General features: G+C 54.6%; 16 protein-coding genes and 1 tRNA gene. 13 read left to right on the top strand and 4 right to left on the bottom strand.

The features are described from left to right. The first annotated feature begins 267 nt into the window (after positions 1-267). The 3 genes from QN215_RS01890 to QN215_RS01900 all read left to right on the top strand — a co-directional run bounded on the left by QN215_RS01890 (position 268) and on the right by QN215_RS01900 (position 5,537). Positions 268-4,005 carry an SNF2-related protein gene (locus tag QN215_RS01890; RefSeq protein ID WP_369344450.1) on the top strand — a complete coding sequence of 1,246 codons (3,738 nt, stop codon included), beginning with the start codon at positions 268-270 and terminating at the stop codon, positions 4,003-4,005. Positions 4,006-4,095: 90 nt separating this feature from the next. After that, positions 4,096-4,797 (top strand): DUF1345 domain-containing protein, encoded by a 702-nt coding sequence (locus QN215_RS01895; protein WP_369344451.1) that lies wholly within the window; start codon positions 4,096-4,098, stop codon positions 4,795-4,797. Positions 4,798-4,922: 125 nt separating this feature from the next. Next, positions 4,923-5,537, top strand: a complete 615-nt coding sequence (locus QN215_RS01900; RefSeq protein ID WP_369344452.1) for a TIGR00730 family Rossman fold protein — start codon at positions 4,923-4,925, stop codon at positions 5,535-5,537. 75 nt (positions 5,538-5,612) lie between these two features. Here the strand turns inward: QN215_RS01900 and QN215_RS01905 are convergent, their stop codons facing one another. Further along, positions 5,613-7,154 (bottom strand): L-serine ammonia-lyase, encoded by a 1,542-nt coding sequence (locus QN215_RS01905; protein WP_369344453.1) that lies wholly within the window; start codon positions 7,152-7,154, stop codon positions 5,613-5,615. A gap of 235 nt (positions 7,155-7,389) precedes the next feature. On the opposite strand from QN215_RS01905, the gene QN215_RS01910 reads away from it, so the two are divergent. The 8 genes from QN215_RS01910 (at position 7,390) to QN215_RS01945 (ending at position 19,706) form a co-directional block, all read left to right on the top strand. Then, positions 7,390-8,463 (top strand): zinc-binding alcohol dehydrogenase family protein, encoded by a 1,074-nt coding sequence (locus tag QN215_RS01910; RefSeq protein WP_369344454.1) that lies wholly within the window; start codon positions 7,390-7,392, stop codon positions 8,461-8,463. 283 nt (positions 8,464-8,746) lie between these two features. After that, positions 8,747-10,591 carry an ABC transporter ATP-binding protein gene (locus QN215_RS01915; RefSeq protein WP_369344455.1) on the top strand — a complete coding sequence of 615 codons (1,845 nt, stop codon included), beginning with the start codon at positions 8,747-8,749 and terminating at the stop codon, positions 10,589-10,591. A gap of 16 nt (positions 10,592-10,607) precedes the next feature. Beyond that, entirely contained in the window at positions 10,608-12,464 is a 1,857-nt protein-coding gene (locus QN215_RS01920) for an ABC transporter ATP-binding protein (RefSeq protein WP_369344456.1), read from the top strand. Positions 12,465-12,568: 104 nt separating this feature from the next. Then, positions 12,569-13,813, top strand: a complete 1,245-nt coding sequence (locus QN215_RS01925; protein ID WP_369344457.1) for an acyltransferase family protein — start codon at positions 12,569-12,571, stop codon at positions 13,811-13,813. Between the two features lie 153 nt (positions 13,814-13,966). Continuing rightward, positions 13,967-15,598 carry an ABC transporter substrate-binding protein gene (locus tag QN215_RS01930; RefSeq protein ID WP_369344458.1) on the top strand — a complete coding sequence of 544 codons (1,632 nt, stop codon included), beginning with the start codon at positions 13,967-13,969 and terminating at the stop codon, positions 15,596-15,598. 124 nt (positions 15,599-15,722) lie between these two features. Beyond that, entirely contained in the window at positions 15,723-16,811 is a 1,089-nt protein-coding gene (locus QN215_RS01935) for an ABC transporter permease (RefSeq protein ID WP_369345029.1), read from the top strand. Positions 16,812-16,813: 2 nt separating this feature from the next. After that, complete coding sequence (locus QN215_RS01940) at positions 16,814-17,947, top strand: ABC transporter permease (RefSeq protein WP_369344459.1); 1,134 nt, start codon at positions 16,814-16,816, stop codon at positions 17,945-17,947. A 16-nt stretch (positions 17,948-17,963) separates the two neighbouring features. After that, the gene (locus tag QN215_RS01945) at positions 17,964-19,706 is read left to right on the top strand and encodes a dipeptide ABC transporter ATP-binding protein (RefSeq protein WP_369345030.1); all 1,743 of its coding nucleotides are present in this window, start codon (positions 17,964-17,966) and stop codon (positions 19,704-19,706) included. Positions 19,707-19,781: 75 nt separating this feature from the next. Here QN215_RS01945 and QN215_RS01950 read toward each other — a convergent pair whose 3' ends face one another. Next, positions 19,782-20,522, bottom strand: a complete 741-nt coding sequence (locus QN215_RS01950) for a dioxygenase (RefSeq protein ID WP_369344460.1) — start codon at positions 20,520-20,522, stop codon at positions 19,782-19,784. Positions 20,523-20,536: 14 nt separating this feature from the next. After that, positions 20,537-21,073: a MarR family winged helix-turn-helix transcriptional regulator gene (locus QN215_RS01955; protein WP_369344461.1), complete on the bottom strand. Its 537-nt coding sequence runs from the start codon at positions 21,071-21,073 to the stop codon at positions 20,537-20,539. A gap of 572 nt (positions 21,074-21,645) precedes the next feature. Between QN215_RS01955 and QN215_RS01960 the strand changes: the two genes are divergently transcribed. Together QN215_RS01960 and xerC are read left to right on the top strand one after the other, a co-directional pair. Continuing rightward, positions 21,646-21,717, top strand: a tRNA-Lys gene (locus QN215_RS01960). Between the two features lie 123 nt (positions 21,718-21,840). Then, a complete protein-coding gene (gene xerC / locus QN215_RS01965) occupies positions 21,841-23,070 on the top strand; it encodes a tyrosine recombinase XerC (RefSeq protein ID WP_369344462.1) in 1,230 nt (409 codons plus the stop codon). Positions 23,071-23,075: 5 nt separating this feature from the next. On the opposite strand, the gene QN215_RS01970 is transcribed toward xerC, so the two are convergent. Beyond that, the gene (locus QN215_RS01970) at positions 23,076-24,236 is read right to left on the bottom strand and encodes a hypothetical protein (RefSeq protein WP_369344463.1); all 1,161 of its coding nucleotides are present in this window, start codon (positions 24,234-24,236) and stop codon (positions 23,076-23,078) included. Positions 24,237-24,925: the final 689 nt, after the last annotated feature.

Here is a 24,925-nt window from a genome sequence, read left to right on the forward strand (position 1 = left end):
TTTTCTGATGAACACCATGGTGACATCGTTGGGAGAAAGCCGTCTGCATGACGGCAGTTGGTTGAGAGCGAGATAGGGAAACGGCCGGTTGAGACTGGCGATGGACGCAATAAGAGAGCAGTTGAGCACGACTGCAGAAGGCGAGTAAGCGACTCGATGACAGTTGAGATGACGGAAACAGTACCGGAGCGGCAAATTCGGCGATATTTCGGGACTCGAGCATATAACCGCGCATATGAGGTGATATCCAGCGGACGCATGCATTCCATGAGAAGCGCGAAGAAACATGAAGGCACGCCAGACGCTCAGCTCATGCTCTCCGCAGAGGTAGAAAGCACCGCTCCCGTGGTTTCCACGCGATTCCACTCATCAGTTGGCAGCGCCGACTACCAGGTCAGCGCCGCGATTCGGATTCCAGACGGTAAGATCATATCGATCTCATGCACGTGCCCCGCCTTCAATCGCATGGGCGCAGGCTGCAAACACACCGTTGCACTGATCAAGCAATATAACGAACATCCCGAACTGTTCCTCGGCTCAAGCGTGCCACGCGCTCCCTTGCAACACAAGGCGAGTCATAAAGGCACTACGCGAATCCTGAGAAGGTTCATGCGTCAGCGCGATGCCGAGCAAAGTGCCGAGGCCAAAAACCGTCAGATAGCGCTCTTGAAGGAAATCAGCACCGTATCCGAGGCGGCAGGTGGCCATGCACATTCGGACATGCGCAAGAACATGCCTGACGGCAGCGTGCGCCTACACCCGAGCATCGAATGTGCTGCGCGTGGCTGGTCGCTGCGGCTTCGCATCCTTGTGCCTTCACGCAACATCAACTATGTGGTCAAGGACATTCAGGGCATGATCGACGCCTTTCGCGCTCGCGACTATTTCTCGTATGGTCAGCGTCTTTCTTTCATCCATACGATGGAAGCTCTCGAGCCACGTTCTCGTGAGGTACTGGGCATCGTTGACCGTGCTCTCGAAATCCGAAAGAGTCTGGCTTCCGAACGCAGCTCAGGCTATTATGCGGAGCATTATCAGCCGAAGATAGCAGTGCTGCAACTTTCTGACTCTGAGACCGCAGAATTGCTGGAACTGTTCGTCGGCTCGGACGAAACCATCGACTATGCCCCGCCGCAGGAACTCTTCGAGGCTTCCGGCCCGGCGCGTGTGGTTGACGGCGATCCCGATCTGGGGATTCGGATTGTCCCCGAGCATGGCTCAGCAGAGCACAATTCTTCAGATATGAAATCTACTGATCTGGAATCTACTGAGAGGTCTGATTCCTTCCAGTCGCAGACCGATCACGATTCGGGATATCTTATTCAGCATGCCGCTGTCGCCGAACGGTTCATCCCTGGCAGGAATTCATCCTTCGTGGTGATTCGTCCCGTTGAAACACCTTCGCGCACCGTGCAGGCAATCGAAAGGAATGCGGCTCTTGCAGCCTTGGCCGACACGTCGAAAGCTTCAACATCGAATCCTTCAACATCGATGCCTTCTCTGGCTTCGCAGAGCATGGTCGTCAACCAGGCTGTTATTTATCGTTGCAGTCAGTATTTCGTGAACCATCGTGAGCTTATCTCAGCCCTCTGCGCTGAGGGCGATCCAGATGGGCTCTATCTCGGTGAGGATGATGTGGAGGCCTTCACTCGCACCATTCTGCCATTTCTTGCTGCCCCTGCTGAAGTGCAGGCTGCGTCAGAGAACAGCGATGCCGCAAACGCTGTCCATACAGACGCTGCCCATACAGACTCTGGCAGTGCCAGCTCTGGCAATCAGCCATCACGTTCTGTAAGGCAGAACCATATCATCGCGGAAGTCCCGGAAGAACTGTTGCAGCTGCGCACCGAACCCTGCCTCATCGAGTGCTATCTCGACCGTGACAGTGAAGGCATCACCTGCGATGTGCAGGCCAGATATGGTGATGTGAGCTTCCACGTATTTTCTGGAATCGACGTCAACGACAGCAAGGGAATCAAACGCGACAGAGACACCGAACGCTTGGCGGTCGAGGCAGTGCGCCAATACTTCCCCATGCCTGAGGGCACGACCGCACGCATCGAAGAATCCGACAACAAGGCAATATACAAGCTCATCACCGAGGGATTGACCATCTTGAAAAGCCTCGGCACTGTATTTGCAACGCCAGCCTTCGATGGACTGACCGACATGCCGAAGCCAATCATTGGCGTTGGCCTGAACATGAAATCTGGGCTGGTCGAGATTTCACCGATTGCCGACGAAATCGACCCGGATGAGGTGCAAGAGCTGCTGCAAAGCTACCGCAAGCATCGCCGCTTCCACAGACTGCGCAACGGCACCTTCATCGACATGGGAACGGTCGATACCCACAAACTCGACGATATCGCCGACGACCTTGCCATCAAGCAGAGCGCATTTGCGTCAGGCAGCGTCGAGCTGCCCGCTTTCGAAGCGTATTACCTCGATAGTCAGGTTCCTGATTCTGCGAAATCCGACAGCTTCAAGGCATATGTGCAGGAGTTGAAGGTCATAGACCCATCCCGATATTCCTTGCCTGAATCCTTGCAGGGTGTGCTGCGGCCATATCAGGCGGAGGGCTTCAGATGGCTGAGCGCCGTGTGCGACAAGGGATTCGGTGGCATTCTGGCAGACGAGATGGGCTTGGGCAAGACCGCACAGCTGCTTTCCTTCCTGCTGGCTCGCCAGAAGGAAGCGAGAGCGACGGGACCCAACCTGATCGTATGCCCGGCATCACTGGTCTATAACTGGGCTGCAGAAGCTGAGAAGTTCGCTCCAGAATTGAAGGTCGTGGTGGCGTCGGGCACGAAGTCCGAACGTCATGAATTGCTGGAACAGGCACGAGCGTCGAGCGTTGACCGAGCGGAGCACGCCACATCCTCGGCAAAGGCTCCCGACGTGATCATCACGTCATATGACCTGCTACGCCGCGACCTGAGCGACTATAAGACCTTGGAATGCTATTGCATGGTGCTGGACGAGGCACAATATGTCAAGAATCATGCCACCAAGTCATCTCGTGCCGTGCGATCGATCAAGACGCTGCATCGATTTGCCCTGACAGGTACGCCAATCGAGAATCGTCTTTCGGAACTGTGGAGCATCTTCGACTTCCTGATGCCGGGAATCCTAGGATCCTATGCCCACTTCCGTGAACGCTTTGAAATGCCCATTCTGAGCGGTGACCGGCATGTTCAGATGAAGCTGCAAGGGTTCATCGGGCCGTTCATCATACGACGTCTGAAGTCTGAAGTGCTGAAGGACCTGCCTGACAAGATCGAAAATGTCATCACCGTGAAACTTCAGGGAGAGCAGCGAAAGCTCTATGCCGCACTGGAACAGCGTCTACGCGATACGCTTACGCATCAGACCGATCCCGATTTCACAGAGGGGAAGCTGCTCGTCTTGGCTCAGCTCACCAAGTTGCGCCAGGTATGCTGCGACCCACGCCTGCTCTTTGCCGATGCAGCAGCAGGCAAGGGCGAATCCGCAAAGTTGGATGCCATCGAAGATCTGGTGTCAACATCTCAGGATGGCGGACGCAAGATGCTCATCTTCTCGCAGTTCACAAGCTATCTCGACTTGATCGCGGAACGTCTCCGCGCAGACGGTGTGGCATACGATGTCATAACAGGAGCAACGCCGAAGAAGAAGCGTCTCGATCTGGTCAACCAGTTCAACAAGGACGATACGCCAGTGTTCCTGATTTCATTGAAAGCCGGGAATACAGGCTTGAATCTGACCGGCGCATGCGTGGTGGTGCATGCCGATCCGTGGTGGAATGCTGCTGCGCAGAATCAGGCGACCGATCGTGCTCACCGCATCGGTCAGACGCAGGATGTCAATGTCTATCAGGTCGTAGCTCAAGACACCATTGAGGAGCGAATCCTGAAGCTTCAGCATTCCAAGTCTGATCTTGCTTCCCGCTTCGTGGATTCCGCATCCCGTTCCGGCCAGTCCATGTCGTCCCTGACCAAGGACGATCTGCTCTCGCTGCTTTCGTGAGCGACAGAGGTGTTCCAACACGCTTTTGCCATACGTAACCGGTCACTGAATCATCGGCGGTGGTAGCATTTTTCGCATGGGGGTGCGTGATTGAGCGAATCTGAACATGGCCATGGCAAGGGCCCGAAACATGAGCATAGACAAGAGAAGAGTCGGCAGCGCAGAGTCTCGCGCTCTGGACGCCGCACCTCGGCGATGTTCGCATTCGGCATTCCCATCGGGCTTGTTGCATTCTTTCTTGGGAAGAGCATTCCGACAGCATTCGTGATCGGATGGGTCAGCGCATGCCTGTTCTATCTGGTACGCGTATGGCTGCGCATCGCCAGGCTCGACGGCGAGAGAACCCGCGAACATGCACAGGGCGAGGATCCATCACGGACCATTGCAGATATTGTGATCGTGGTTTCCAGCATGGTCTCCGTGGCGGCGCTTGTCATCATGATGAGCACAAGTCATGCCTCGCGCGAGCACACTCTGCCGATGGCAGCGCTGACCTTATCGAGCATTCTGCTCACCTGGGGACTGATTCATACCCTCTATACACTCAGATATGCCGGAATGTACTACGGTCTGGATCATGGATGCGTCGATTTTCCCGGCACGAAAAACCCGCAATACAGCGACTTTGCCTATCTCGCCTTCACGATGGGCATGACGTTTCAGGTCTCCGACACCGCTCTGACAACTCAAGCCATCCGCAAGACCGCGCTGTTCCATACCTTGCTTTCATACCTCTTCAATACGCTGCTGATCGGCGCAACCGTCAATTTTCTCGCTGGCGCGATGCTATGAAACTGTGAAACTGTGAAGCTATGAAACCGTGATGCTGTGCAGCATTGACCAGTTTCAGACGGCCGTCGGGCACGGCTTGAATGTCGTTACACTGATAGAGAGCGAAAAAGAATGCGGAGGATGGTGTGAAAGAGCATCTCAGTGGTAATCAGATCGATCAAAAGACGCTGAAAGTCACGGTATATTGCGGAGCCGCAACAGGCAACGATCCCACCTATGCGGATTGGGCAGACCGGTTGGGCACATGGATTGCCGACTCGAATGGTGAGCTGATATTCGGCGCAGGAGGCGTTGGACTCATGGGCATCGTTGCTAAGAGCGTCCTGAAGCATGGCGGTTCTGCGCATGGCATCATTCCCCAGGCGCTCGCGGAACGCGAACCGCCATACGAAGGATTGACGACCGTTGAAGTCGTGCGTGACATGGACGAACGCAAGCGTCGCATGATGGAACTTGGCGATGTATATATCGCATTCCCGGGCGGCCCAGGAACCGTCGAGGAGATCACCGAGGCATTTTCGTGGACCAGGATAGGCCTGACTTCGAAACCATGTGTCTTCTTCAATCTGGATGGTTACTGGGATCCAATGCGTACTATGTATCAGCGCATGGTTGACAACGGTTTCCTCAACCAAGGCTCATTCGACAAGCTGCTGTTCGCCAATTCCTTTGATGACATCATCCCGTGGGTCAGGCAATACGTTCCGCCAACGGTCCGCACCTACACGCGTACCCAATGAATGCCCTCACAACGTCATGCGGTCACGCTTCCGGTTTTTCTAGGAGAGGTGAAGGAGATCGCCTACCGTTCTGATTCAGCATTCAACAACGTTCACGGCCAGACCGCCACGGGAAGTTTCCTTATATTTATCCATCATGTCGTGACCGGTCTGCTTCATCGTGTTGATTGCCTGATCGAGGCTTACCATATGTTTGCCTTCGGCGAGCAGAGAGATGCGCGCTGCATTGATGGCAGTCATGCTTGCCATGGCATTGCGTTCTATGCAAGGTATCTGAACAAGCCCTGCAACAGGGTCACAGGTCAGTCCAAGGTGATGTTCGATACCAATTTCCGCTGCGTTCTCAATCTGGGCGGGTGTACCACCAAGCACGGCGCATAGGCCAGCGGCCGCCATCGAGCAGGCAGAACCGACCTCTCCCTGGCATCCGACCTCAGCGCCAGAAATTGAGGCATTTCTTTTGAAGAGATAGCCGACTGCACCAGCAGTGAGTAGAAAGCGTTCGATGCCGCGAATGTTCGCCCCTGGTACGAAATACCAGTAATAATGGAGTACGGCTGGAATAATGCCAGCAGAACCGTTGGTGGGAGCGGTGACGATTCGTCCGCCACTGGCATTTTCCTCGCTCACTGCCAAGGCAAAAAGATCCACCCACTCCATTTCCTTTTCTTTCAGCGAGGCTTCGAAGGAATGGTTGCTTTCGCCCAATATGTCGATGTCAGCGGGCTTGAGACTGCGATAGATATGGGCTGCGCGTCGAGGCACATGCAGTCCGCCGGGCAGCGTTTCTCGCTTGCTGGTGCAGCCAGCCTGAACGCAGGAATGCATGATATGCCAGATCGAATCCAGTCCGGCAACAATGTCAGCTTCTGGACGAGAGGCCTTCTCATTGGCCATCATGATCGCTTCAATGCTCATGTGCTTGGCGTCGCACAGTGCGAGCAACTCGTCACATGTGGCAAAGTCATAGGGAACTGGAGCCGAGTCGCTGTCTTCATTGGCGGGAACATCGCCGATGTCGCCCTGTGAAGTGTCGCTGGCCGGAGTGGTTGTCTCGGCAAGCCATGTCGAATCGGCTGTCGCATTGTCATGCAGGCCGACGAGAGGGTCATGGGGTGTTCCCTTTCTGATGAAACCGCCTCCTATGGAATACCAGACCTGCTCATCCAATACGCTGCCTGCGCCGTCGAATGCTTGGAATCTCATGCCGTTTGGGTGGAGCAGCATGCGCTTCCAGCGCTCAAACACGATGTCTTCGCCATAGTCGAAGGCAATGCGGTGCGTGCCCATCAGATTCAGCGATGAGCTATGCTCGCAGCTCTGCACGATTTCGGCCATGTGATCGGTGTCGACATCAGCGGGCGTTGCACCTTCGAGACCGGCAAGAATGGCGCGGTCAGTGCCATGTCCGAGACCGGTAAGCGCCAGCGAACCGTAGAGCGTCACCCTGATGCGTCTGATGGCACACAGCACCCCGCCATCAATTCCGCCAATTCCACCATCGATTCCATGGTCATCCACAGAGCCGATGAACGCTCGCGCTGCGCACATTGGGCCAACGGTATGCGACGATGACGGCCCCACGCCGATACTGAAGATGTCTTGAATGCTCAGCATGCTGCTTTCCCTTCCTTGGAAAAGCGTATAACCGAAATGATTCAAACAGATATACATATGCTCACTCACAGCGAACACCGTCATGAAGCACCATGTCAGAACGTGTATGGACAGCATTGAAACACCGACCATGCTCTTCAACGGGCTCTTCAACATGCTCTTCGCTGAGGGGAAAGTTTCATGATTCAGGACTGCCGGTGATGATTACGATGGCATCATGCAAGAAAATTCAACAATGAACGCGATCGTAATCAATCAGACGGAACCGCATGACGATTCGCAGAGCTTCCGCGATGCGGTCGTGGATCGACCGGCTCAACCGCAGCACAGAGATCTTCTCGTCAGAATTCACGCCATCTCCATCAATCCCGTCGATACGAAGATATACGCATCGATGAAGTCACAGCCCACCGCTGACGCTACTCGAATTCTTGGGTGGGATGCAGTTGGCGAGGTCGTTGCAGCTGGCCCCGACGCGAAGCTCTTCCACGAAGGCGAGCGAGTCTGGTACGCAGGAGATGTGACTCGGCAGGGTTCGTACGCTGAATATCAGTTGGTTGATGAACGAATCGTTGGACATGCTCCTACCAGTCTTGATGATGCCCATGCTGCAGCGATGCCCCTGACAAGCATCACCGCATGGGAGGCATTGTTCGACAAGCTGGGCATCGAGCATGACTCCGAGTCTGAAGCGACCAACTCAACCCGCCCCCAGGTCTCCGACACGTCGAAGCGGCAGACGCTGCTCGTCGTCGGCGCGGCAGGTGGAGTGGGATCCATGATCATCCAGTTCGCACATCGCTTGACGACGCTCAGGATCATAGCCTTGGCCTCCAGAGACGAATCGAAGCAATGGGCACTCGATATGGGTGCCGATGAGGTAGTCGATTATCATAGCGATGATCTTGCACAGCAGATACAGAAGCTCGCACCAGAGGGCGTCGATTGGATTTTCAGCGCCTACAGCAAAAGCAATATTGGGCTGTACAACACGGTGATGAAGCCATTCGGAGAGATTGTGGCGATTGATGACCAGACCGATCTCGACTGGTATTCTCTGATGGACAAGGCACTCTCGTGGCATTGGGAATTCATGTTCGCACGCTCGAAGCATCACGCGCCCGACATGATTCGGCAACATGAGATTCTCGATACCGTTGCCAATCTTGTCGACTCGGGCATCATTCGCAGCGCCTTGACACAGCAGCTCAGCCCTATACACGCAGACTCCATCAACAAGGCTCACCTCATGGTGAAAAGCGGGCACATGGTCGGCAAGGTTGCCATTGCGGATAAGCCACAGGAGTAGATCCTTCACCTCGTCCATCTAGCGAAAGTTTTCGGTATAGTTCCAAGGTTTTCTTCTCACAACGTATGTCTGGGTCCAGCTTGGTATAGAATTGACTGGCATTGATGCAGGGGGAGTTTTCATAGGGGAAGCAGAGCAAGCGTATCGGTGACGTGGCTGGCTCTGTCGTATGAGCAAGCTTCCATACACGGCTCAATCGTCTTGCGGGTCAATGAAGCGCGACCCATTGCAAGCCACACAAGAGAACAATCACAGAACAAGGGTTTCGAGGGCGATATTCCTCATGTACGTCAAAACCAATACCAATACGACGGCGAACAACTATCGCTGGATCATGCCATACTGCCGACCTGACCTGCCCCGCGTGGTAGCGGCCGCAGTCCTGTTCATCGTTGACAAGATCATGGTCATGATGGTTCCCATCATCGCCGGCATGATCGTCGATCAGGTCATCGTCAACCATCATGAGGATCGTCTTGTCAGACTATGCCTGTCCATGGTTGGCGTGACCGCAATCCGCGTGTGCGCACGCTACGGATACCAGATGCTGATGGAGCGCTTCGGACAGAATTCGATTTTCCGGCTTGTCAGCGACGAATACGAAAAACTGCACGGTCTGGATTTTCCCTACTTCAACCACACCCGCACCGGCGACATCATGAGCCGCATGACTTCGGACACGGATGCAATACGCCACTTCCTCTCATGGGTGCTCTACAACGCAACGGATTGCATTGTCCTCTTTGTCGGTTCGCTGGCCATGATGTTTACGATCGATTGGCGTCTGGCACTCGCTCTGGCCTGTGTCACCCCGTTCCTTTACTACTTCACGCGAGAGCTTTCGAAGCATGCCCATCCGCTGTTCTTCGATATCAGGAATTCGCTGGCACGCATGAATTCGATGGTCGAAGAGAACATCGAAGGCAATCGTGTGGTCAAGGCCTTCGTGCGCGAACCGTATGAGACGAAGGTATTCGATACCCATAACGACGATTACATGCAACGCAACATGAAGCTGGCTTACAACAGCCGAAAATACATGCCATGGATGGATGGAGCATCCTTCATTCTGCAGCTGATCACCCTGGTCTTCGGAGGATGGCTCATCATCAAAGGCATGATGACACTGGGGGATCTGGTCGTGTTCAACAGCTATCTATGGATGATCGACGGCCCTGTCCGCCAATCGGGATGGCTGGTGAATGATGTCGAACGATTCAACGCCTCGTGCATAAAGATCCGCTCATTGCTCAATTCCAGCTCCAATATCGTCGAACGGGTCGGTGCAGACGCTTCCGTGAATCGAGCCCTGCAGATTCGTAAACAGGTGGGCGAGTCGGAGTCGCTCACCCCCGGACGAATCAGTGGAGAGATTCACTTCGAACATGTCAGCTTTGCCTTTGCCGACGACCCTCAGACCCCGATTCTCAAGGATTTGAACTTTTTCGTCCCTGTCGGGTCAAAGCTTGGCATCCTGGGCGAGACCGGATCCGGCAAATCCACGCTCGTCAACCTGATTGCCAGATTCTACGATCCAACGGCAGGCAGAGTGCTGCTCGACGGCATCGATGCGCGCGACTGGCCGATAGCGCAGCTGCGGTCGCAGGTCAGCATCGTCGCGCAAGACACCTTCCTGTTCTCTGACACCATTGACAGCAACATTTCATTCGGCATGGATGCCCGAGACGAGCAGCATGTGCGCAACATGGCTTCGATTGCCGGAGCGGACAGTTTCATTCGCAATATGCCAGAAGGCTACAACACGATTGTCGGCGAACGCGGAGTCGGATTATCCGGCGGCCAGAAGCAGCGTCTGAGCCTGGCGCGTGCGCTGGCCGACGATCCGTCGATTCTGATACTTGACGACACGACATCCGCCGTTGACATGGAGACGGAAGTGTTGATTCAGGAGCATCTGCGTGAACTCGACAGCAAGAAAACCATCGTGACAATCGCCCACAGAATCTCTTCCATCAAGGACTGCGATCTGATTCTGGTGCTCGAACACGGTCAGATCGTCGAACGAGGCAACCACGAGCAGCTTGTAGCAGCACACGGCAGATACTGGGAAATCTACAGCAAGCAGCTGGGACTGCAGTCAGGCCAGTCCGCAGGGTACGAGGACTAGGAGCAACGAAAGAACGATGGCAAAGCAACGCGATACGCATGCACACGAGCGCAACGACAAGGAATCACAGGGCGCTCAGCAAAGAAATACCTTCCGCGAAGACGAAGAGCTTGAAGAGCAGATCAACATTCACGACATCGCAAGAGTTGGAGCATACCTCAAGCCCTATCTTGGCAAGGTCATGAAGATTCTGGTCGTCGTCATCGTCATGAGCTGCATCGAAGTCGCGATTCCGTATCTGACGAAAATCGTGATTGATTCGGTGATCCCATCCAAAAGCATTCACAATCTGCTCATGCTGGGCGCAGTGTTTCTCGTGGCCGTTATCGCCTATGAGCTCTGCCTCAGATACCGCACGGTATCAATAACCCTTGTCGGTCAGCTCATGCTCAAGGACATGCGCAGGCAGCTGTTCACGCATATTCAGACACTGCCCTTCTCCTACTTCGATTCGCGACCGCACGGCAAGATTCTGATTCGCGTGGTGAACTATGTCAACACGCTTTCCGACACCTTGAGCTCTGGCCTGATCAGCGTTATTTCTGACGTATTCACCTTCATCATCACCTTGATCGTGATGTTCGCCATCGACTGGAAGCTCGCGCTGTGGTCGCTGCTGCTCTTCCCTGCGCTTATGGTGTGGGTCAGAATACTGCAGCATTACCAGCGCAAGGCATACCAGGTACTGTCGAACAAGCAGAGCAATCTCAACGCGTATGTGCATGAGTCCATTGCCGGCGTCAAGACCACGCAGACCTTCGCTCAGGAGAGCTCACAGTTCAGAACCTTCCAGGAGCAGCAGAGCGATGTCAGAGCATCCTGGATGAAGGCAGTGCACATCCAGTTCCTGATGTGGCCCGGCGTGCAGGTGATCTCATCCATGACCATTGCCCTGATCTATTATCTGGGAATCATGCATGTCGCGGGTGTGGGCGTCACCACCGGCGTTCTGATCGCGTTCGTGGGGTATGCAAACAATTTCTGGAACCCTGTCATCAACATCGGCAACTTCTACAATCAGCTCGTCACCTGTTCCGCCTATCTCGAGCGTATCTTCGAAACCCTCGATGTGAAATCGGAGATTCGCAACAGCGCCAACGCCGTTGAGCTACCACAGATCAGAGGACAGGTCGATTTCAACGATGTCGTCTTCCGCTACGAGCCGGAAGGACGCAATATTTTGAACCTGGTCGATTTCCATGTCAAGCCAGGCAAGACCGTCGCTCTCGTCGGCCCGACAGGAGCGGGGAAGACGACCATCGTCAACCTGCTTTCGCGATTCTACGATGTTGCCGAAGGGTCGGTAAAGATTGACGGCTATGACCTTCGCGACGTGACACTGGATTCCCTGCGCAAACAGATGGGAGTCATGCTGCAAGACACCTTCATCTTTACCGGCACCATCAAGGACAACATACGATATGGCCGACTCGATGCCACCGACGAAGAGATCGTGGCCGCATCCAAGGCAGTACACGCCGACGAATTCATCAACGGTCTGCCGCATGGATACGATACCAACATCGAAGAGCGGGGATCAACGCTATCGAGCGGGCAACGCCAACTTGTTGCATTCGCAAGGGTATTGCTTGCAGATCCGCGCATTCTGATTCTTGACGAAGCCACCAGCAGCATCGATACGCAGACCGAAGAGGCACTGCAGGCCGGACTCGCACACCTGCTGAAGGGAAGAACCTCATTCATCATCGCTCACAGACTGTCAACCATCGAGAGCGCGGACGAGATCTTCTACATCGATTACGGTCGCATCGTCGAGCATGGCACGCATCAGCAGCTCTTGGCATTGAAAAAGGCGTATTACAGGCTCTACGAATCACAATATGCAATGATCACAACAGCGAACGGCATATGAGCCTTACCCAAGCGATGCCGCATTCCCAGGGAACACTCATGACTTTGTGGTTGATATAGTCAACAGAGATGAATGCTGCGGCCACAAGGAAAACGAGGAATTCAATGCGCTCAAGAACGTTAAGGAATGAACGCATTGAATTCCTTCGCGTATGCGCAATCTTTGGCATTTCAATATTTCATGTGATGCTCGTCTGGTTCCAGCAGGCATCTGGACTCAGCGCCATGCATCCGCAGACCGTCACATCCCATGCAGAAATATTGGCCACCTCGTTTCCATCCATGTGGCTGATGAGCATCATCAACCTACTCGGCGCATGGGGCAATCACGTCTTCTACATGATTTCAGGATTCTTCCTGATCGCCTCCCTTGCCCAAAAATCAAGAAGCAAAGGATTCTGGCGCTCGCAATGCCTCGCCACGCTCAGACGAAGCATCATCATTGTGCTGACACTGGCGTTCTACGTCTGTCTAGCGTTGCTGATCAATGCATATGTGATGCCACTTCCAAGGGTCGGCGGTTCAACATGGCTCGGCATCGATCTCGAATTCATATGGCTGTACCTCATATTCGTAGCGCTCGCCCCTGCAATCGCCTGGATAATCGAACGCGTGGGAAGCTTCAGAGCAGAGATGACCGTGGGCGCGATGCTTATCATCGTCTACCTGCTCAACGGGTATATCGCATTCTTCACACAGGGCAGTCTCGACGGCAGAGGCTTGGGGGACTGGCGCAAGCAAATGAGCGCAGTCACCTATCTCTTCTCCTTCGTCTTCGCCGGACTCATAGGCAAACGATTCAGAGAAGCCCACGAGTCACACAACGCATCCACGCTCTACAAGGCGTTGACATATCTCAAATCTCCGAACATCGTCACAAGACTCATAGCGCTCGCATGCGTCAGTGTTCTAGTACTGACGGGCATTCTTGCCGTCACGGGTCACAACAGCCTTCTCTACGATCTTTCGTTCAAATCGACATCGGTCATCTCATTCGTGCTTGCACTGCTTGCATTGATGCTATGCGTGGTTTCTGCCCGAGGTCATGACGACCGAGCAAGCGCGCGGCCCAGCTCGAAATTCTTCACCGCCATCAATGCTCTTGCCCCCGGAATTCTAGGATTCTATATCGCGCAATCGCTGATGCATGAGCTGTGGTACAAGGCGAGCTACTGTGTCATGCACGCCATCCTTTCACAGGCATCGCTGCATGGCGGGGCTGAGGGCTCTGGACTGCTCATACTATTTTTTGCTTTTGGCATCCTATTCGCAGTCGCTGTGGCCGCTGTCGTATGCCTGTTTGACCGCTTCACGCGTCAACCCGCATTACGGTTGTTGAAACTGGCATGATGAAAGCAGTGCCATCGACGACGAGACCGAGCCGTCGTTCGCTTGTTGCATAATGTGGAAACCTCAAAGCAACAAATGCTTCCTATGGTGTCAGATTAGCCAAATTATTTGGGGAATTCATGGATTTGGTTCATCTACATAGGGGAGATTCTCTTGTCATTCAAGAAACGCTTCATTGCTGTCGCCACATGTGTGACAGCGATTGCATCATTGGCCGCTTGCGGAGGAGTCAAGGCGGATTCGAGTGCCAGTGGCAGCTCGACTATAACAATCGGCACCACCGACCAGATCGTCAGCCTTGATCCAGCAGGCTCATACGATAACGGTTCATATGCCGTACAGATTCAGGTTTTCCCATTCCTGTACGCGCAGAACTACAATTCTTCGCAGGTAAGTCCTGACATTGCGGCCAACGCAGGTACCTGGAGCAGTGACGGCAGCGAATTCACCGTCAAGCTCAAGAGCGGCCTGAAGTTTGCCAACGGCAACACCCTGAACTCAAAGGATGTCAAGTTCTCCTTCGATCGCATCAAGAAGATCAACGACCCGAACGGTCCTTCGTCCTTGCTGGCAAACATTGAATCCATCGCAACTCCTGACGACAACACGGTGGTGTTCAAGGATTCCGTTCCTCACGACGTGACCTTGAAGCAGGTGCTCTCAAGCCCTGCAGGTCCTATCGTCGACGATCAGGTCTTCTCTGCTGACAAGTTGACGCCTGCCAACACCATCGTCAAGGACAATGCCTTCGCTGGCCCTTACAAGCTCACGTCCTTCAAGCTGAACGAAGCGCTTTCGTACGCAAAGAACACAAGCTACAAGGGTCTGACACCAGCCAAGAACTCGAACGTCGATGTCCAATACTTCGCCAATACATCCAATCTGAAGCTCGCAGTTCAAGAGGGACAGGTAGACATCGCATATCGTTCGCTTACGCCAACCGACATTGCCAGCCTCTCGAAGAACAGCAAGGTCAAGGTCGTCAAGGGGCCTGGTGGTGAGGAACGCTTCCTTACCTTCAACTTCAAGACCCAGCCATTCGGTTCATCTCAGAAGGATGCCAGCACGTCAAAGGCAACGGCCGTACGTCATGCAGTCGCCGATCTGATCGACCGCAATGACCTCGCGACATCGGTATACAAGAACACTTACACTCCCATGTATTCCTTCATTCCTGAGGGGTTGAGCGGACACGAAGACACGTTGAAGTCCGCATATGGAGACGGCAAGGGTGCCCCGGATGTCGAGAAGGCAAAGAAGACTCTGCAGGATGCAGGTGTCACCACGCCAGTTACCTTGAACATCCAGTACAACTCGGATCACTATGGTGCGTCCTCAGCAGATGAATATGCGGCAATCAAGACGCAGCTTGAGAAGGACAACGTCTTCAAGGTGAATCTGCAGCAGACTGAATGGACCCAGTACAACAAGGAACGTGTGGTCACCGACTCTTCCGATGGAGCATATCCTGTCTACCAGCTCGGATGGTTCCCTGACTATTCCGATCCAGATAATTACCTGTCTCCATTCTTCAGAGATGGCAACTTCATCAACAACGGCTATGCGAACAGTACAGTGAATGCGCTGATCGTCAAGCAGGCTGGAGAGCAGAATGCTTCAGCGCGCGAGAAGCTGCTGAAGCAGATCCAGACCTTGGAAACCGAAGATCTGTCTACGATTCCGCTGCTTCAGGGTTCTCAGGTTGCCGTTACGGGCAAGGGCGTGAAGGGCGTTGTGCTTGACCCATCCTTCCGCTTCCGCTATGCGTCGGTAACCAAATCCTGACATCGATGATCCGGCCATGCTCATGGTGAATTCAGTGCTGCTGCGCTGAGTTAGCCATGAGCATGGCCGTCACATTCGTATGTGCGATTAAGGAGTTCATGTGTCTGAAGGCAGCATTCAGGGAATGCCGATAGATGGCGATTCCCAACCGACGAGCCCGGTCAAGGCAAAAGCAAAGAAAAATAGAATTTCCAGCGGATTCTTCCGCTTCGTGGTGACGCGATTCCTGCTCATCATTCCCACAGTGTTCATTCTTGTCACCGTCGTATTCTTCGTCATGCGCGCCACGGGAGACCCTATTTCAGCGGCTCTTGGTGGTCGTCTGGCACCTGAAGAATTGCAGCGACGCATTCATGCAGCAGGATATGATCGACCACTGCTTGTGCAATATCTCTCATATCTGTCTGATCTTCTACACGGCAATCTCGGTACGACGCTGACCGATAACCAGCCTGTAAGTTCGATCCTCACCCAATATGGCGCGGCAACGCTGGAACTCTCCATTCTGTCGCTGATCGTTGCCTTGGTCGTCGGCATCCCGCTTGGCCGTCTTGCCGCACGATACCGTGACCGCGCTTCCGATGCGGCCGTTCGCGTGTTTGCCATTCTGTGCTACGCCACCCCGGTGTTCTTCCTGGGGCTTGTGCTGAAACTTATTTTCTCTGTATGGCTTGGCATTCTTCCAAGCTCTGGCAGATCATCGTTGAGCTCTACCATCCAGTTCGACAGGCTGGTCTCGCCAACGGGCCTGTACATCATCGATGCGTTCCAGCTTGGCAATATGCAGGTGCTTGGCGATGTGCTGCTCCATGCGATTCTTCCTGCACTGTCGCTCGGCTTGCTGACTGCAGGCGTATTCATTCGCCTGGTACGAACCAATGTGATATCCACCTACACTTCGGGATATGTCGATGCGGCTCGTTCACGAGGCGTGTCCGAAGGTCGTCTCCTATCCAAGCACGCATGGAAGCCGGCCCTGATCCCCATCATCACCGTCATGGGCATGCAGATAGCGCTCATGCTTGCAGGCGCCGTACTTACCGAGACCACCTTCGAATGGAAGGGGCTGGGTTTCATGCTTGCCCAGTATCTGAAGGCGCGTGACTTCGTTGCGGTGCAGGGCATCGTGATTCTGATAGCAATAATCGTTTCCGTGGTCAACTTCATCGTTGATATCGTGAGCGCCATGATCGACCCGAGAGTGAGGTACTGAAGATGGCATCAGATCCTCAAATCGTTACCGTTCCAGGTGACGCAAGACTTCAGAATCTCAAGAACAAGTCAGGTTCGCCACTGTCCAAACTGCCTATCATTCGCGAGCTGCGTATAGCCGTAGGCTGGCAACGAGGCATGCTGATCACCGGTCTGGCGATCTCCGCAGTGTTTATCGTCCTTGCCATATTCGCTCCTATCATCGCTCCCTATGGTTTCGCCCAGACTACGGATGCCAGCGGCCATGCATTCCCCACGCAGGCAGCGCCCAGCTCGTCACATATCTGGGGAACCACGGTTGGGGGCTTTGACGTGTTCAGCCGCACCATCTGGGGTGCAAGAACGGCAATCATAGCCATCATCGTTGCCGTCATCCTCTCGCTCTTCCTTGGCGTGCTGCTCGGACTCGTATCCGGGTACTTCGGTGGCTGGATCGATCGCGTGCTGGTAGTCATTGCCGACGCAATCTACTCATTCCCGTCATTACTGCTTGCCATTCTGATGGCAATCATGATCTCTGGCGGCCAGTCCAGTCTGGCAGGAGGCATACTCGCTTCTGGCATCTCCATTACGGTCGTGTACATTCCCCAATACTTCCGCACGATTCGTGCAGAGGTGATTCGCATCAAGGAAGCGGCATACGTCGAATCGGCAAAGGTTGTCGGTGCTTCAACATGGCGCATCATGACCAAGCATCTGTTGAAGAATTCGACACGAACCCTGCCTGTCATTCTTACGCTGAACTCGTCAGAAGCCATTCTGACACTTGCAGGACTTGGATTCCTCGGCTTCGGCATTGAACCCACGTCCGCCGCTGAATGGGGATATGACTTGAACCGTGCCGTTGCCGATGTCACGGCTGGTATCTGGTGGACGTCCATCTTCCCTGGCGTGGCAATCGTGCTTATCGTGCTCGGCATCACCCTCGTCGGTGAATCGTTGAACGATCTGGCCGATCCTCGGCTGCGTGCACGCAAGTCAGCTGGTGAAGTCATCGGATCGATTGAGGATACCTCTGTTGACCCGAGTGAAAAGGCCGGACCCTCCAATGAGGCAACCGAAGAGGTTTTCGCCTTGCATCGCAGCATTCCCATCGAACCGGAAGCAGACCATACAGCGGAGGCCAAGAATGAGTGAAACCAACGCACTGCACATGAATCAGAACACGGATGACAGCAGAACTTCCATAAGCAACCACACCAGCAACAATCTGGCACAGATCAAGAATCTGAGTGTCTCGTTCATGACGGACGCTGGTTCGATCAGGGCAATCGACAACATCAGCTTCACCATCCCGAAGAAAACGGTGGTGGGAGTTGTCGGCGAATCCGGTTCTGGAAAATCCGTCACCGCACGATCCATCATCAAGCTGCTGCCTGAAACGGCCACGACTGCCGGTGCAATCTATCTGACGAGCAGAGATGGTAGCCAGGAATTAGAGGTACTTTCGCTGAAGCTCGAAGATCTGCAGCATATGCGCGGCCAGGAAGCCGCCATGGTGTTCCAAGAGCCCAATGCTGTCTTGAATCCGGTATACACGATTGGATGGCAGATTGAAGAGGGTTTGCGGGCTCACGGCATGAGCGACAAGCACGAACTTCGAGCCAAGACCATCGATATCCTGGAGAAGGTCGGCATTCCCGATGCCAAGACGCGTGTTGACTATTACCCGCATCAGTTCTCTGGCGGCCAGAAGCAGCGCATTGTCATAGCCATGGCTTTGGTATTGAATCCTGGTCTGATTCTTGCCGACGAGCCAACCACGGCGCTCGATGTGACCGTGCAGGCTGAGATTCTTGATCTCTTGCGGCTTGCGCGCGATGAATTCGATGCCAGTGTGCTTATCATCACTCACAATATGGGCGTCATTGCCGATATAACGGATCAGGTCGTCGTGATGTATCGCGGCCACGTGGTTGAGCAGGGCGATGTCGAACAGATTTTTTACCATCCGCAAGAGGAGTACACGAAGCGACTTCTGGCTGCGGTTCCTAGGATCGGGCAGAAACTTGTGGTGCGCAACGACAGTGGTGTGGCCATCGAACGCAAAGCCGATTGGCGCACTCAGCCCATTGCGGTCGAGGCCAAGGGACTTACGGTCACCTATCCAGGGCATCTCTTGCAGCCTGACTTCGTTGCGGTGAAGAATGTCGACTTTGAGATTCATCAATCTGAAGTGCTGGGTCTTGTGGGCGAATCCGGTTCTGGAAAGTCAACCACCGGTCGTGCCATTGCTGGTCTGCAGAGAATTTCCGACGGTTCGCTCAAGGTTCTCGGTTCCGAGATGAACGGTTTCAAGGAACGCGAATTCAAGCCGAAACGTGCCGATATCGGATTTGTGTTCCAGGATCCCGGCAGCTCATTCAACCCCTTGATGACCATAGCGGAGAACGTTGCAGAGCCTTTGCTGGTTCATAAGAAGTATTCTTCGGTGGCTGATGCAAGCGATTATGTTGGCGACCTCTTGGAAATGGTGCAGCTTCCCAGAACCTATATGAATCGTTTTCCGCATGAGCTTTCCGGTGGGCAGCGTCAGCGCGCTTCTCTGGCAAGAGCATTGGCGCTGAAACCGTCGCTGATTATTGCCGACGAGCCTACTTCTGCGCTGGACGTATCCGTTCAGGCGAAAGTCTTGCAACTCTTCAAGCGATTGCAGGTCGAGATCGGGTTTGCATGCCTGTTCATCACCCACGATTTGGCAGTTGTCGATATGCTCGCAGACCGCATCATGGTCATGCATAAGGGCAGCATCGTCGAGCATGGCGAAGCCGGTCAGATCATGCAGAATCCTCAGAATCCCTATACGCGCAAGCTGTTGGCCTCACTTCCCGTACCCGATCCCCGAGAGCAGAGGAAGCATCGCGAACAGTTGCACGAATTGCTCAAGCAGGAGTAAGACAGTCTGTGTGGCTGGAGACTTGCGAGCAGAGGCAAGAGACAAGGCTTGGTGAACGGTTGAATAATCCCTGGACTATTCAACCGTTTCTCCGCGATATCGCGCCATCATCTGCGATTGAAGCTGTTGAGCGCTGGGCGGAGTCCAGGTAAGGGCATCGGCACCGGCTTGCAGCGTGTTGACAATGGTGTTTTCCGTACTTCCACATGAGGCAAGAATCGGAATCTCAGGGTGATGCGCGCGGATACTCGTCACTGTGGCTGTGGTATTCGCGCCGGCGGCAACATTGATGATCGCGGCACCGGCGAGGATTTTTTCCTCAGTGATTTCGTCGTCTGCAGTGACCGTTGCGATGACTGGAATATCGACCGAATTCATCGCAGCCTCGATGGTTTCGGCAGGGGCGGGAGCGTTGATGACGACCCCGGCAGCGCCCTGCATCTCTGCAACCATTGCAAGCTCAACGACACGTGTGCCGGTAGTCGTTCCGCCACCAACGCCTACGAAAAGCGGCTGTTGAGCCACTATCAGCAGCGCCTGCGTAATCACCGGCTCGCCGGTGAACGGGTAGACGGCCAGAATGGCGTCAGCATTGGTATTCCTGATAACCGCTGCATCCGTAGTGTAAGCGAAAGTTCGGATGGTGTGGCCCTTTACCGTGATGCCACCAGCCTGCGAAGTTGATTCGGGAACTCTCGCGACTGGCGACGTAAGACGACCTTCGACGGTTGCCGTACCCGCCGAGGAACGACTCACCGATGGCGTTGCACTATGCTGCTCAATCGCTATTGACTCACTCGATGAGAACAAGTGCATACTTGGTTTTGCGCTCATTTTTCCCCTTCTTGAAAGTTCGCCTCGCGGAATTCACGCATCGCTTCCTTCATCATCCTACGGCGCTCCACAAATTCATCTTCAGGATATTTTTGCTCAATGTTGTCGATGATTCGCTGTAAATATCCGCTGAACTGTTCCAATTCCTCTGCATTCAGACAATCGAAGGCATCCGCCGCATGCTGCATAGTCTCGTGCAGCTGGTGAGCGGCCTTGATACCCTTTTCCTTGATCTCCACCATCGCGACCCGCCTGTCTCCATCTGAAGGCTTGCGCGAAATATAGCCCTTTGCCTCAAGCTTCCCGAGCAATTGCCCCAAGGCTTGACGACTAAGACCTAAAATCGTAGCGAGATCGCGTTGACTGATGGTGGGCTGCAAGGTAAGAGTAAGCAGCACACGCCCCTGCCCTCGCAAGGCATAATCACCGCCGCCGAAGGCATTATTGGGATTATTCATGCCAAAGGTGTTCATGCGCTCGCGGCCACGTTCGCCCATGCGTACCTGACGAACAGCCATGCGACGTTCAGCCATATGTCGATACGCTCGCTCAGTGGCTTTGTCGTCATCTATTCGGGAAACCTGCGTGCGGATGCGAATCATCATCATGCTGAGTTCGCGCAGTTGATCGAGGACTTTCGGCTTGACTTCTAACTGTTCTCTGCTGTTCTGGCCTGTGTCTGTGGCTGTGTCTGTTGTTGTGCTTGTGTGGGTGTCTGTGTCTGTGCCTGTTCTTGTGCCTTTCCCTGGGGTGGGGGTGCTTTCATCATTGGAATGATATTCGGGGTGATAATTCATTGTGGTTCCCTTGTTCGTTGTGTTTGGTTGAATCTGTTTTGGTTGAGTATGTTTGGTTATGTGGCAGTCTGTGCGGCTGCTCTGTGGCCGTTGTGCGGCTGTTGTGCGGCTGTTGTGCGGCTGGATTGACCGCGATCAGGCTGTTATCATCGTAATTGTCAAGTACCTGACAATTACGATGATATTACTTCTCGCCTGTTTGTCAAGTACTTTACAGTATTGAATAATCGTTGTGAATCCAAGCTTTCTGGTGTGTATCCCGAACAAGTGGCAACTTTTCTCATTACGTTGTATGATGGTTGGCTGTTGCCCCTCTAGCTCAATGGCAGAGCAGCGTCCTTTTAAGTCGTGGGTTCTCGGTTCGAGTCCGAGGGGGGGCACAAATGACGGGGCTTATGCCTCAAAACCATTGCAATTGCAAGGGTCCTTACAATGTCAGTGGGGCAACTTCACGGGGCTTATAGACCCTTTCTGACGGGGCCTATACGTGATACGATGGCACCATGCAAGGGCTAGGGACGGTCTATAAAAAGAGCCGTGTGCGCAAGGATGGCGGCACGCGTGTCTTCTATGTCGCGCAAATTCGCATGACCATCAACGGCGTGTCGCGGCGCATCGAAGGTCAGGGGCAGACGCCAGCGGCAGCGGTGGCTGCACGGGAACGAGCGGTTGCAAAAGCCCTCACCGGCGTAACGCGCACCCCCACCCATACACAAAAACCCGAGTCGGTGCTCGCTCTGATGACCGATTGGAGCGCCACCCGTGACGTGAAACCGAGGACGCGCGAACACACAGCCAGCGTCATTAAAAACCATATAGATGGTATAAATTTGGCTGATAAAAGACTGAGGTCACTGCGCCGCGAGGACATTGAAAGGCTGCTCGACAGCAAAAAGGGATGGACACGATTCGCTGTCTATAAGGTCATGCGAGGCTTCCTGAGCCATGCCCTTACCGAGGGCCTCATCAAAGACGACCCCATGAAAGACATCAAGAAGCCGCACCCGCCGCGCGCAACGGGGGCGAATTCCGCGACGATGGACAAAAGGGTGCGACTCATGCGCGGCATGATTGGGTGGATGAAGACGACAAACTGGATGAAGGACAATCCCATGTATTGGTGTCGAATCCAGCTCGCGCTCGATGGGCTGCGGCCCGGCGAAGCGCGCGGCATCAGCTGGGACGACGTGCTCGATTTGCACGGGACAACCAACACCCACGTACCTCGACTCGTCATACGACGACAACTCGGCTACGCGGATGGAAAGCTCTCGCTGATGCCGGTGAAAGGCGACGCGCCGCGCGTCGTGGTGCTACGCCCAACCACCGCTGAAGCGCTCAAGGCATGGAAAAAACAGCGCGGTGCGCTGCGGCGACGCAAGACGTGGCACCCCCGCGAGGGGATGGAAACCCTCGTCCTTACCCTCGAAGATGGGCGACCATTGCGCCAACAGGATGACGGGAAAATGTGGCGCGCGCTACAGCTGCAAGCGCAGAAAAATTACTCACCGGAGAGACGCGCCCTTTGGCCGATGTCTTACAACAGACACATCGCGGTCTCCATCATGCGGGATTCCGGGGCATCAGCGTCAGCAGTATCAACCATCATGGGGCACAGCATCGCCGTAGAAGACTCGATCTATTACCAGCCACAGACCACGGCGCAGCGCGACGCGATGGCCGCGATGGATGCCTACATCACGACCACCACGACAAAGAAAACGAAAAAATAGCGTCGTCACACGCCCGCAGCCGCATCAAAATCGGCATCGTAAAACGCCCCGCTGCCAGCTTCCTTTGCGGACGCTTCCCACGCGGGGACATAGCCGGGTACGCCTTGCGGACCACCATCGTTGCGCGCGCCCTTCATGGCGTCGTCACGAGATGCATAGGGCAACGGGGTGCTGGGGTCCGGCTTCTCGAAAACGACGCCGTGAGCAAAGCGCCTTAGCAGCGGCGCGCGGTTTTCCGTGAGGCTTGGGTACTGGTCGCGCAGCGCGATGTTGGCGCTGATGACCACCTTTTCCCAGCGCGCCCACGTATGAGAGTTCTTGACATCGACCCGCAGCGGGTAGATGTCAAGAATGCGAAGCAGCTGAGAAAACCTTATGTTGCTTCTGAAATCATCGAGAAGCAAGACGGATTGGCCGCTGTACCCGTCAAACGGGAATGAGGACCCCAAATCAGCGATGAAGACGGTACGACGCCCATACAAATCGAGGATGCCGCGCGTCTTGCCTGAGCCAGCGGGGCCGAAAACATAATCAACGGACACGGCTCGGTCGTGGGCGCCATATGCCTCATCGTCATGGGCGCTAATCATGTCGGCGATGGCCTGACGGTGACGAAGCGCCCAGACACGCCAATGGTCATCATTGATGAAGTCGTTGTAAAACCATCCCGCCGCGATTTTATCGTGGGCATCATCGAAAGTGCTCTTGCGCTGGGTCTGGGCCTCAGTCGGCGCCATGCCCGGCACGTCGAGGTAGCGGCCCACCCACCACGGCCCAGCCACATGACTCTTATCCTTGGTGCAGTAGCTAGCGCAAGCCACGGCGGGCTTCCCGGCCGGCTCACAGTGGGCGTCACCAAACAGGGCGCGGACGCGACTGCCAACAATCTTCCCGGCCCAGTACGCGAACGCTTGGTAGTGTCGGTAACCCGTGGTCGGAGCCACTTCCTCGGAATAGACTGAGGCGGTGGGGAGGATGCTCAAAATCCCATCCACTTCCTCTTTAGAATGCTTCTCGACGCTGATGGTTATCATCCAGCCACGGGCGCGGACATGGGCGATGGGCGGCAGATGCTTTTGGGCGTCAGGATGGAGCTTGTTCCATGCCTTGATTGGAGCGGCGAGAGTGTTCCAGGCCTTAGCGGTAGTGATGTACTTAGTAGTCATTGTGTTTCCCCTTGATTGTCGGACCTTGGTGGTTAGGAGGGGAATATCAAAACGGCGCTTAAAGCGCCCAGAAAGAGCGCCCAGTGCCCAGCAGAAGTGCCCAAACGCCCAGCAAAAACCCTCGCCGTTTCCCCAAGGGAAACGGCTCGGGAGTAGGCATTGCAGCCGATGTGCCCAGTGCCCAGCACGAACCGTAATACTGGGCGGCGGCAAAAAAGCCGCGGCCCCGAGGGTCGCTGCGCGGCCCTCGTTACGGTTCGTGCCGGGACATGGGAACAATGAATCCAGGGTGCATACACCGCACCGCCGTACATATAAAGAATGACCCCACGCTGGGAAACTTTTAAAGCGTGGGGTCAGCCCGACAAGATGTAAATATCAAATGACGTCGGGGCGTTGCGTGCGCTCAGAATCGACGTCGTGTATTTGATCGGTTATAACCGCGCATATGCAGGTCTCATGTCACAGACATGGCGAAAAAGCGCTCTTGCGGGTAGAGGGTCACAAGGGAAGCGCCTTTGCGCTCAGAATCGAGATGAGCGCCGGTGGCAAAGGACGCCACCGGCCAGCACGGGGCGCATAGACCGATTTTTCTTTCCTTTAAGGGGAGCAACGAGGGGGGGCCGCGCTAGGCGGGTCGGTTCCCTCACCCGCACCATCCGGCCGAAATCGCGTTTGGATAGATAGGG

The organism is Bifidobacterium sp. WK041_4_12, assembly GCF_041080795.1.
Classification (GTDB): domain Bacteria; phylum Actinomycetota; class Actinomycetes; order Actinomycetales; family Bifidobacteriaceae; genus Bombiscardovia; species Bombiscardovia aquikefiricola.

What these genes read in the sequence shown, in the direction of transcription:
- QN215_RS01890 (WP_369344450.1), top strand. Translation starts at nt 268, where the DNA reads ATGAGAAGCGCGAAGAAACATGAAGGCACGCCAGACGCTCAGCTCATG.
- QN215_RS01905 (WP_369344453.1), bottom strand. Translation starts at nt 7,154, where the DNA reads ATGCTGAGCATTCAAGACATCTTCAGTATCGGCGTGGGGCCGTCATCG.
- QN215_RS01910 (WP_369344454.1), top strand. Translation starts at nt 7,390, where the DNA reads ATGAACGCGATCGTAATCAATCAGACGGAACCGCATGACGATTCGCAG.
- QN215_RS01915 (WP_369344455.1), top strand. Translation starts at nt 8,747, where the DNA reads ATGTACGTCAAAACCAATACCAATACGACGGCGAACAACTATCGCTGG.
- QN215_RS01920 (WP_369344456.1), top strand. Translation starts at nt 10,608, where the DNA reads ATGGCAAAGCAACGCGATACGCATGCACACGAGCGCAACGACAAGGAA.
- QN215_RS01925 (WP_369344457.1), top strand. Translation starts at nt 12,569, where the DNA reads ATGCGCTCAAGAACGTTAAGGAATGAACGCATTGAATTCCTTCGCGTA.
- QN215_RS01935 (WP_369345029.1), top strand. Translation starts at nt 15,723, where the DNA reads ATGCCGATAGATGGCGATTCCCAACCGACGAGCCCGGTCAAGGCAAAA.
- QN215_RS01940 (WP_369344459.1), top strand. Translation starts at nt 16,814, where the DNA reads ATGGCATCAGATCCTCAAATCGTTACCGTTCCAGGTGACGCAAGACTT.
- QN215_RS01945 (WP_369345030.1), top strand. Translation starts at nt 17,964, where the DNA reads ATGAATCAGAACACGGATGACAGCAGAACTTCCATAAGCAACCACACC.
- QN215_RS01950 (WP_369344460.1), bottom strand. Translation starts at nt 20,522, where the DNA reads ATGCACTTGTTCTCATCGAGTGAGTCAATAGCGATTGAGCAGCATAGT.
- QN215_RS01955 (WP_369344461.1), bottom strand. Translation starts at nt 21,073, where the DNA reads ATGGCTGAACGTCGCATGGCTGTTCGTCAGGTACGCATGGGCGAACGT.
- xerC (WP_369344462.1), top strand. Translation starts at nt 21,841, where the DNA reads ATGCAAGGGCTAGGGACGGTCTATAAAAAGAGCCGTGTGCGCAAGGAT.
- QN215_RS01970 (WP_369344463.1), bottom strand. Translation starts at nt 24,236, where the DNA reads ATGACTACTAAGTACATCACTACCGCTAAGGCCTGGAACACTCTCGCC.